Source organism: Bacillus sp. AF62 (assembly GCF_050312695.1).
Classification (GTDB): domain Bacteria; phylum Bacillota; class Bacilli; order Bacillales; family Bacillaceae_G; genus Bacillus_A; species Bacillus_A cereus.
The window spans coordinates 1-2,092 of the sequence record NZ_JBNPJZ010000132.1 but is presented as its reverse complement, the minus strand read 5'-3'; the positions used below and the strand labels follow the sequence as shown (position 1 = coordinate 2,092).

Sequence of the window (2,092 nt, the reverse complement as noted above, 5' to 3'; positions counted from 1 at the left end):
ATGAGACCAGAAATAAAAGAAGTCGTAGACAAAACGATACAAGAAGAGATTGAACAAGAACAAAAAAAGAAGAAGAAAAAGAAATCCTGGTTACTGACATTTCTTTTTGGGAGTTCTACTTTCACAATAGGATTGTTCGTCTGTATTGGATTTCTTTTATTTATCGTTTTGGGGCAAGGCATTGGCAAAAAAGAAGAGGAAGCACCAGCAACCATCCCAAGTAATGGAATGACAGTCTGTCGTCCAGGTGGAAAAACAGTGACACCAGAAGAATTACAGCCCCATTTAGGAGGCGTTTTTGCAGGGAATGCACAAGCCTTTTTAAATGCGGGAACACAAAACCAAATCGATCCCGTTTTACTAGCGGCAATTGCAAAATTGGAAACGGGGAACGGTACTTCTAACGCAGTAAAGAACTATAACAACCCTGGTGGCCTCATGGACCCTAGTAGTTCACAAATGAAAGGATTCATGAAGTTCGCCACTTTAGATGAGGGAATCAACGCTATGGCCCGAAACTTATATAAAAACTATATCGGTATGGGGATTACAACCATAGAAGCAATAGGCGCTAAATACGCGCCACCAGGCGCCGCAAATGATCCGCATGGTACAAATGGTTTATGGCCTGTATTAGTAACAAAATTTGTGGCGCAAATGGGCGGCCTTACTTTTAATTGTGAAGCGGGAAAGCCAGGCGGCGTTGTAGATACGGGATCAGCAAGCTCACAAGGATTTATCCGCCCAATCACTCAAACAACGATTACAAGTCCATTTGGGCCACGCTGGAGCACCATCCATAAAGGCATTGATTATTCTTGCCAGGACGGTGTCACCCCAATTGCCGCGTCGAAAGGTGGCGTTGTAGAGTGGGCGAAATTTGGCGCTTCCGGTTCGGGATTTGGCGGATATGGAAACGTAGTTGTCATTAATCATGGGAATGGATATTGGAGTTTATACGGTCATATGTCGTTCATTACTGTACAGGAAGGACAAAACATTGGAGTCGGTCAACAGGTAGGTGTTTGCGGAAGAACAGGGCAAGTAACAGGGCCACATCTTCACTTTGAGATCAAAACATCTTTGAGGTTTGGTCAAGTCGACCCAGCACCTTATTTGCCGAAATAAGCGGAAAGAAAGGGAGGAATAGGGATGAAACAAGGAATCGTTGGTTTCGTCATACTTATACTGGTAGGTATCAGTGCATGGCTATGGAATCAAAATCGCACTTTACAGCATAAAGTTGAGCAAACGGAAAAGAAATGGACGGAACAAGTAAAAAAGCTAAAAACAGAGAATCGAGCATTGGAAAAGCGCGTAACAGTTTTAACAGAAAATACGCAAGATAAAGGGCAAGAAGTAGCAAAACAGTTTGTAGAGCTGTTAATACAGAATGATAACAAACAAAAAGAAAAGCCAGGATTTGAAAAGATTAAAGAAATGATAACAGGGGAAGCACGAAACAAATTATTAAATGCACCAGAGGATGCACATAACCATATAGAAGATGATGGCTCTATGCACATTCAAACGAAAGCAAAGATAACAGATATGTACTACATCAAAACCGCTGATAATAAAGCGGATGTAACGGTTAAATATGATTATCTTGTAACGGTTGATGGAACAGAACAACAAGAAAAGCACACTATGAAATTAAATTTAGTATTGGAAGGCGAGAAATGGTTTGTAGAAAGTTATAAGTTCCAAATCAATACAGGAATTGAAGGACCATAGAGAAAGGAATGAGGGGAGTTGGTGAATCAAAATGTATTGCATCATATCGGGTATGAGATATTGCAAGAAACGTTTGTATTGATTCGAAATGTATTTTCCTATTCAAACCAAGATGAATCCAGTATGACATATGTAAGAGAAATTGCGGATGCCTTGCATAATATCCCGCATTCGATTCAGAAACAGCATGATACATTTTTAGAATTCGAGCTCAAACTGTTAGAAGAAACATTAATGCAAATGGACTTTGGAAAGGTTGCCGCGCAAAACATTCCCTATTTTAAAATGTATGCGGCACGTGTACTGCAATTGTTACAGAAGCGTTATAAAGAGGTGTCATCGAGTGGAAATGGGG

At 40.5% G+C, this 2,092-nt stretch carries 3 protein-coding genes; all 3 read left to right on the top strand.

The window, feature by feature from the left end; all coding sequences use genetic code 11:
• On the top strand, positions 1 to 1,128 hold a 1,128-nt coding region (locus ACQRBL_RS29825; protein WP_411996822.1), incomplete at its 5' end, for a peptidoglycan DD-metalloendopeptidase family protein.
• A gap of 24 nt (positions 1,129 to 1,152) precedes the next feature.
• Positions 1,153 to 1,737 carry a hypothetical protein gene (locus tag ACQRBL_RS29820; protein ID WP_411996823.1) on the top strand — a complete coding sequence of 195 codons (585 nt, stop codon included), beginning with the start codon at positions 1,153 to 1,155 and terminating at the stop codon, positions 1,735 to 1,737.
• 21 nt (positions 1,738 to 1,758) lie between these two features.
• A partial coding sequence (locus ACQRBL_RS29815) for a hypothetical protein (protein WP_411996824.1) occupies positions 1,759 to 2,092 on the top strand: 334 nt, incomplete at its 3' end.

What these genes read in the sequence shown, in the direction of transcription:
- ACQRBL_RS29820 (WP_411996823.1), top strand. Translation starts at nt 1,153, where the DNA reads ATGAAACAAGGAATCGTTGGTTTCGTCATACTTATACTGGTAGGTATC.